The following is a 6,912-nucleotide window of genomic DNA, read 5'->3' as shown; positions in this document are numbered from 1 at the left end:
CCGGATCGAGGACGTCCTGCAAAGCCACCACTTCAACAGCGGCGAAGATCTGGAGCAGACACTCTTGCGACATGTCCGCCTCTACAACGGTCAGCTCCCGCAATCAGTGCTGAAGGGGCAAACGCCCATCGACGCGCTCAGGGACTGGCAGAAACAAAGACCGGAGATCTTCAAGAAGCGGCCCTGCAATCACGTGGGATGTGACAGCTGGGCATGAAGCCGCCGGCCTTTTTCAGTATGGAGAAGATCGTGCCTTGGGTGCTGACAGTCTGGGCGAGCACGCTTTCCGCGGTAGGACGTGACGGAGGCCAATGCCTAGGACGCGGCAGTTCGGGCTGCCACGGACTGGACCGGGCGTCTGGATGTGCTGGTCAACAAAGCCCGCATCATCAACGGCAAGATCATCCGCAACATGCCCCCCGAGGAATGGCGCCGCGTGATCGACGTAAACCTGGCCGGCGCGTTCCTAGGCATCCGGGCGGCGGCGCCTGCCACGATGGCGGGGGCAGCATCGTCAACATCTCGTCGAACAGCGCGTTCTCGGGCCATTCCGACCTAATCGATACCGCCAGCAAACGGGCGCTGCGCGGGCTGACGCGGACGGCGGCAATTGAACACGCGGAGGCCGGCATCCGCGTGAGCGCGATCTGCCCCGGGCTGATCGTCACGGACCTGAACCACAATTCGCCCCATCTGGAGCCGATGACCGGCCTAACCCCCACTTGCCCGTGCGGGCGAGGCGGACGAGGTGGCGCAGTTGGTCCTGTTCCTCGCCCCTGACCCGTTAGGTTTCATCACCGGCGAAGATTTCATCTTCGACGGCGGCCTCACGGCCGGTGCCGCCCATCGCCGCGTGGCCAAGGACACCGGCATCCTCTGACGCTGGCATTCATCGGGCAGGCGCCATGGCCCATACGGCGGGGCGGGCCCTTACCGTTTCCCCTTGCGGCGAATGTCCAGCATGATCGAAATGCCGCGCGCCGCATCCGCCTCGGTCACTTCGCCCAGCAGCTCGTCGATCCATCCAAGATGCCGCGCGGTCATCTCGCCCATCATGCGCTCACCCTAATCGGTGATGCGCACGCAGAAGGCGCAGCGGTCGGTCTCGATCGTCTCGCGCTCGGCCGGCCGTCGGCAACCAGGCGTCCACGATCCCGGTGACGTTCCCGTTCGATATCATCAGCTGCTGCGACAGCTCGGTCATACGCAGCCCTTCGGGCGCGGCCGTCAGCGCGGCCAGCACGTCGAAGCGCGGCAGCCTCATGTCAAAGCCCTGCCGCAGCCGCTCGCGGAGGTTGTGCTCGACGTAGCGCGTCGCCTTCAGCATCTACATCTACATCTACGTCTACATCTGCAGCCACAGGCGAAGGCGCTGTCGTGCGGCCTCCCGATCGGTTGCTCAGTAAGGCGAGACGTCCGGCTGATCTGCTCCTATCCGCCCGTTCCTCCGGTCTGATGCTTGCGAAGCCTGCAGCGGGTTCCGGCCGGTGAAAACGCACCACGGTCACGGCGTTTTCGCGCATCGGAGAACCGACGCCAGCAAAGCGCTATCCTACAGCGCGGTCCTGACACGCCAGAGTTCGGGGAACAGCTCGACCTCCAGCATCCGGCGCAGATAGGATACGCCCCCCGTGCCGCCGGTGCCGCGCTTGAAGCCGATCACGCGCTCGACCGTCGTGACGTGGTTGAAGCGCCAGCGGCGGAAGTAGTCCTCGAAATCGACCAGCTTCTCGGCCAGCTCATAGGCCTCCCAATGGCGGGCGGGGTCGCGATAGACCTCGGCCCAGGCCGTCAGCACGCCCTCGTCCATCTGCCACGGCTGGCTCGTGTCGCGGGACAGAACGGCCTCGGGCACCGGCAGCCCGAGGCGGAAGATCCGCCGCAGCACCTCGTCATAGAGCGAGGGGCGCGCCAGTTCCGCCTCAAGCTTGGCCATGATCTCGGGCCGGTGGGCGTGCGGGCGCAACATTGTGGGGTTGCGGTTGCCGACGGCGTATTCGATTGCCCGGTATTGCCAGGATTGAAAACCCGACGATTGGCCCAAGTCGTCGCGGAACTGCGAATACTCCCAGGGCGTCATCGTCCGCAGCACATCCCAGGCCGAGTTCAGCTGCTCGAAGATGCGGGCGATGCGCGTCAGCATCTTCAGCGCCTCGGGCGTGTTGTCGGACGCGATACGGGCCCGCGCCGCGTCCAGTTCGAACAGCGCCAGCTTCATCCACAGCTCGGACGTCTGGTGCTGGACGATAAACAGCATCTCGTCATGGGCGGACGACAGTGGCAGCTGCGCTGACAGTAGCCTGTCGATCTGCAGATAGTCGCCATAGGACATGCGGCGCTGAAAATCCATTTGCGCGCCGTCGGTCGAGGGGTCATAGGTCATCTGAGCGTTCCTTGGATCCGGTAAAATGGGGGTCAGCGGGAAGCGTCAGGTTCAGCGGGTCAGCGACGACATCGGTCCAAGGCGCCGCCAAAGGGCGATCCACCCCGCGGGCCGACATGTGCCGGGCAGGGATGCAAGGCGCGTGCGGGATAGCGGCCTGCGGCTCATGTCACGCGGTTGCGCTGGCGGAATTCGGGGCGGTTCCATCGTTCTTCGGCCATGATCCGCGACAGAATCTCGACCGCGCGGCGCACGTCGTCAGGGCTGATGTAAAGCGGCGTGAAGCCGAAGCGCAGGATTTCGGGGGCGCGGAAGTCGCCGATCACGCCCTCGGCGATCAGGGCCTGCATGATCGCATAACCCTCGGGGTGGGCAAAGCTGACCTGACTGCCGCGATCCCGGTGCGCGCGCGGGGTCGCCAGGCGCAGGTCGGGGCACGCGGCCTCGACCCCCTCGATGAACAGATCGCCCAGCTCCAGCGAGCGGGCGCGGATGTCGGCCATGTCGACACCGTCCCAGACATCCAGCGCCGCGTCCAGCGCGGCCAGCTGCAGGATCGGCGGCGTGCCGACGCGCATCCGCTCGATCCCTGCGCCGGCGTGATAGTCGAGGTCGAAGGCGAAGGGCGCGGCATGGCCCATCCAGCCCGATAACGCCGGTCGCGCGCTTTCCTGGTGACGCGGCGCGACATAAATGAAGGCCGGACCGCCGGGCCCGGAATTGAGATACTTGTAGGTGCAGCCGACCGCGAAATCCGCGCCACGGGCCGCCACCTCGACCGGCACAGCGCCGGCCGAATGCGCCAGGTCCCAGATCGCCAGGGCGCCGACCGCATGGGCCTTTTCGGTGAGCGCCTTCATGTCGTGGCGGCGGCCGGTGCGATAGTCCACCTCGGTGATCAGGAAGGCCGCGACGCTGTCGTCGATGGCATCCAGCACCTCCTCGGGAGCGACGACGCGCAGTTGGTATCCCTGTCCGAGCGTGCGGACCAACCCGTCCGCGATATAGAGATCCGAGGGGAAGTTCCCGCTGTCCGACAGGATCACCCTCCGGTCCGGGTTCATCTCCAGCGCCGAGGCCAGCGCCTGGTAGACCTTGATCGACAGCGTGTCGCCCATGACCACGCTGCCCGCCTCGGCCCCGATCAGACGGGCGACGCGGTCGCCGACACGGCGCGGCTGCTCCATCCAGCCGGCCTCGTTCCAGCCACGGATCAGCATCTGGCCCCATTCCTCGGCCACGGTGCTCGCCATGCGCGCCTTCACGGCATGAGGCAGCGGCCCGAGCGAGTTGCCATCCAGATAGATCACCCCTTCGGGCAGGTCGAACATGGCACGGGTGGCGGTGAAATTGGTGGTCATCGGCGGCAGCCCTCGGGCGGAGATGAGTTTGCGGAACGCTGGATCTACAGCGCGTTTCTGCGTGACGATTACACTGGCCCGCCCTTGTGGGCCATGGCAATAATCGGCGAGATGGCACGTCACGACGGCCGTTCCAAACCTTTCAAGCTCGGCAGTATGAACGGTCCTTGTGGCGATCCTCACGATGGCCGTGCCGCCGTTCCTTGTTGGACGCGCTGACCGCTGCATCTTGACCGGCCGATCTAGGGTTGCGGTCGCTGAAGTAGAACTGTGTTCCACACGTTCGGCGAATGACACGAAAGCCCGCTGCACTGCAGAAGTAGATGATCATCTGGGTGATTGCGCTTTGAGAGGCAGCTTGTTGGCAGCGGAATGTCGATTCGACACTGGTAAGTTCAGTGCGAGTCGAAAGAACAAGGTCTACGCACCTGCATCCAAGGTCAGCGGCCGGGAAACAGCCGTCGGGTGCAGCAAGTTCCGAGAGCGGCACAGTCGATCCAAGATAATGCTCGGCGGGTTTGAAGCTGTCGGATGGGGAAATACGGAAAAGAATTTTGCCCAGACAATGCTCTCTCCGCCACCATGCTGGTTGCGTTCGTCATCCGACGGTTGTGAGCCTTGATTCTGAAAGCAACTTGTTCCTCTTTCAGCGCAACCAGTTTGACGGCGGATTGAACGTGGAAAACCTCAGCATCCTTTAGATCACGGAACTCCCGCAGGGCGTGGCGGCGCACCGTGGGCTGTTATATCTGCGCCCCAACGGGGCAGGACATGCCGACTGATGAGGCTGCGTGCATCGCGCGGGCGACGCGGTTCACCATTGACTTGCAGAGCGACTGATTGCCGCTCTACCGTCGGGTCGGTGGCAGATGCACTTGCGGGGCCGGCTCTTCTAAAATGTTGAACAGTGACATATATCAACCGGGTGTTGTATTGATGATCAACTGAAAGATGATATGTCCCCTTGGGTTGACGACGTCAGAGTGTTGATTCGTCGCCTCGTGTAATTGGTGATGATCGGCTCCGGACAGAGGGCCGATTACAGTTTAAGGTGTGGCGAACATGATGAACGTCCCCGCGGACCGTGTGGCCAACGATCATTTCGATTGCATCGTGATCGGTTCGGGTTTTGGGTCAGCCTTCTTTCTGCACGAGATGCTTCTGCGCAATCCCGGTCGGATCCTGCTGCTCGAGTGGGGTCAGCACGTCCCCCACGCCTGGCAGGTCGAGCATCAGGCGAACACGCCCATTCCCGACACCTCGACCTACAGCTCGAACTCGTCCAAGCCGTGGAACTTCACGATTGGCCTGGGGGGAGGGACCAACTGCTGGTTCGCGCAGACGCCGCGCCTGCATCCGAACGACTTCCGGATGAAATCGCTCTATGGTGTCGGGACGGACTGGCCGATCGGCTATGACGATCTGGAAGACGCCTATTGCCGCGCCGAGGACATCATGTCGATTTCGGGGGACGAGGACATGGCACAGGTCATGCCGCGGTCGCGGCCGTTCCCACAGCCGCCCCACCGGATGTCGCAGCCCGACCGGATCATGAAGGCCGCGCAGCCGCACCAGCATTTCACCATGCCGACGGGACGCGCCCGCCAGGCGACCGGAACGCGGAATGCCTGCTGCGCCTCGCTGCGCTGCCGATACTGTCCGGCCGATGCCAAGTTCACGGCGAACAACGGGCTGATGCATGTGTTCGAGGCGCCTGAGGTTTCGGTTGTCACAGGCGCCGAGGTGCGGCACCTGGGCCATGCGGGAAACACCGTCAGCTTGGTCACTTATCGCGCCGGCGGCCAGGAATATACGGCGACGGCGGATCTGTTCGTGCTGGGCGCGAACGCGATCCAGAGCCCGGCCATCCTGCAGCGCTCGGGACTGGGCGAGGGGCTGGTGGGGCTGGGCCTGCACGAATCACACGGTGCCAGCTTCGAGGTGTTTCTCGACGGCGTCGACAATTTCGACGGCAGCACCATCACCACCGGCCTGAACTTTGGGCTCTATGATGGCGCGCATCGCAGCGACTACGGCGCGGCACTGGTCTATTTCGAGAACCGCTGGTCCCACGGGATGCGGATCGAGCCGGGTCGGATGCGGCAGACCTTGCCCATCGTCATCGTCACCGAGGAGCTGCTGGACGACCGCAATCGCGTCGTGCTGGATGAAAACGACAATGCCTTCGTCGAATATGTCGGCCTCTCGGATTATGCAGCCCGAGGCATGTCAGAGGCCCGTCGCAAGCTTCCCGACCTTCTGTCGCCGCTCCCTGTGCAAGAGATCTTCGACCGCGGCATCCGCGGCACGGAATCGCACCTGCAGGGGACGTTGCGGATGGGCAATGATCCCGCGTCATCGGTGGTGGATGCGGGGATGGTCCATCACAGGCTGCGCAACCTTGTCGTGGTCGGAACCAGCACATTCCCGACCTGCTCTTGTGCCAACCCCAGCCTGACGGCGGCCGCGCTTTCGGTGCGCGCCGCCGGCCTGCTGATCTGATCGAGGTGGATCATGGCTCTGTCACGACGTGTTCTTCTGGCGATGCTGGCCGGCGGCACCCTGGCTGCGGCGGGCGGCGTCGCCTTCGTCGGCACCCTGTCGGACGAGGATCTGGCGCACGCGATCCTTGAAAGGTACCTGGGACCGATCCGGATGGCGTCCGAGGATCGGGCCGCGTTTCTTGCGGCGGTGCGCGACCAAAGGCCATGGCTGTTCCCGGCCGAGAAGCTGGCCGCCTTCTATGGCGTGGCCGAACGCCTCGACCTGACCGAGATGGCACGTCGGAACTTGCCCGGAGAGCGTGGACGCATCCTTGAGAACTTCGAACGTCATCTGCTAGGGGACTTTCTCCTTCTGACCGATTTCGCGTTCAGAACCACAGCCGAGGATCAAGTTCACTTCCTCGGTCGGACTGCCTGCCTCAATCCTTTTGCCTCGTTTGCCTGAGGCAAGATCCGCGGAGATTGCTCCCTTGCCTTTGAGTAGGGCTGGCTTTGAGATCCAGCTTTCACATCCCCCGTGATTGCAGGGCCGCTTCTTGAAGTTCTCCGGTCTTTGTTTCTGCCAGTCCCTGAGCGCGTCGATGGGCGTTTGCCCCTTCAGCACTGATTGCGGGAGCTGACCGTTGTAGAGGCGGACATGTCGCAAGAGTGTCTGCTCCAGATC

General features: G+C 63.7%; 6 protein-coding genes and 3 pseudogenes. 5 read left to right on the top strand and 4 right to left on the bottom strand.

Annotated elements, in window-relative coordinates:
- The 3 pseudogenes from OC184_RS18965 to OC184_RS18955 all read left to right on the top strand — a co-directional run.
- Nucleotides 1-217, top strand: a pseudogene (locus OC184_RS18965) (IS481 family transposase); the annotation flags it as partial.
- 147 nt (nt 218-364) lie between these two features.
- Nucleotides 365-780 (top strand): annotated as a pseudogene (locus OC184_RS20615) (SDR family NAD(P)-dependent oxidoreductase).
- Nucleotides 731-880, top strand: a pseudogene (locus OC184_RS18955) (SDR family oxidoreductase); the annotation flags it as partial. The pseudogenes OC184_RS20615 and OC184_RS18955, both read left to right, overlap by 50 nt.
- Nucleotides 881-930: 50 nt before the next feature.
- Here the strand turns inward: OC184_RS18955 and OC184_RS18950 are convergent.
- The 4 genes from OC184_RS18950 to kynU all read right to left on the bottom strand — a co-directional run bounded on the left by OC184_RS18950 (nt 931) and on the right by kynU (nt 3,744).
- Nucleotides 931-1,053, bottom strand: a complete 123-nt coding sequence (locus OC184_RS18950; RefSeq protein WP_265508713.1) for a hypothetical protein — start codon at nt 1,051-1,053, stop codon at nt 931-933.
- Between the two features lie 7 nt (nt 1,054-1,060).
- Complete coding sequence (locus tag OC184_RS18945; RefSeq protein ID WP_265508712.1) at nt 1,061-1,327, bottom strand: hypothetical protein; 267 nt, start codon at nt 1,325-1,327, stop codon at nt 1,061-1,063.
- A gap of 225 nt (nt 1,328-1,552) precedes the next feature.
- Nucleotides 1,553-2,383: a tryptophan 2,3-dioxygenase gene (kynA, locus tag OC184_RS18940; protein WP_265508711.1), complete on the bottom strand. Its 831-nt coding sequence runs from the start codon at nt 2,381-2,383 to the stop codon at nt 1,553-1,555.
- 164 nt (nt 2,384-2,547) lie between these two features.
- Nucleotides 2,548-3,744 carry a kynureninase gene (gene kynU / locus OC184_RS18935; protein ID WP_265508710.1) on the bottom strand — a complete coding sequence of 399 codons (1,197 nt, stop codon included), beginning with the start codon at nt 3,742-3,744 and terminating at the stop codon, nt 2,548-2,550.
- 1,062 nt (nt 3,745-4,806) lie between these two features.
- Here kynU and OC184_RS18930 point away from each other — a divergent pair.
- A complete protein-coding gene (locus OC184_RS18930; RefSeq protein ID WP_265508709.1) occupies nt 4,807-6,246 on the top strand; it encodes a GMC oxidoreductase in 1,440 nt (479 codons plus the stop codon).
- Between the two features lie 12 nt (nt 6,247-6,258).
- Nucleotides 6,259-6,693 carry a hypothetical protein gene (locus OC184_RS18925; RefSeq protein ID WP_265508708.1) on the top strand — a complete coding sequence of 145 codons (435 nt, stop codon included), beginning with the start codon at nt 6,259-6,261 and terminating at the stop codon, nt 6,691-6,693.
- The last annotated feature ends 219 nt before the right edge of the window (nt 6,694-6,912 follow it).

Origin of the sequence: Paracoccus rhizosphaerae (assembly GCF_026162645.1) — a bacterium.
Classification (GTDB): Bacteria; Pseudomonadota; Alphaproteobacteria; order Rhodobacterales; family Rhodobacteraceae; genus Paracoccus; species Paracoccus rhizosphaerae.
Note: the sequence above shows the minus strand (reverse complement) of the source record. Positions and strands in the feature narration are given on the sequence as shown.

What these genes read in the sequence shown, in the direction of transcription:
- OC184_RS18950 (WP_265508713.1), bottom strand. Translation starts at nt 1,053, where the DNA reads ATGGGCGAGATGACCGCGCGGCATCTTGGATGGATCGACGAGCTGCTG.
- OC184_RS18930 (WP_265508709.1), top strand. Translation starts at nt 4,807, where the DNA reads ATGATGAACGTCCCCGCGGACCGTGTGGCCAACGATCATTTCGATTGC.
- kynA (WP_265508711.1), bottom strand. Translation starts at nt 2,383, where the DNA reads ATGACCTATGACCCCTCGACCGACGGCGCGCAAATGGATTTTCAGCGC.
- kynU (WP_265508710.1), bottom strand. Translation starts at nt 3,744, where the DNA reads ATGACCACCAATTTCACCGCCACCCGTGCCATGTTCGACCTGCCCGAA.
- OC184_RS18925 (WP_265508708.1), top strand. Translation starts at nt 6,259, where the DNA reads ATGGCTCTGTCACGACGTGTTCTTCTGGCGATGCTGGCCGGCGGCACC.
- OC184_RS18945 (WP_265508712.1), bottom strand. Translation starts at nt 1,327, where the DNA reads ATGCTGAAGGCGACGCGCTACGTCGAGCACAACCTCCGCGAGCGGCTG.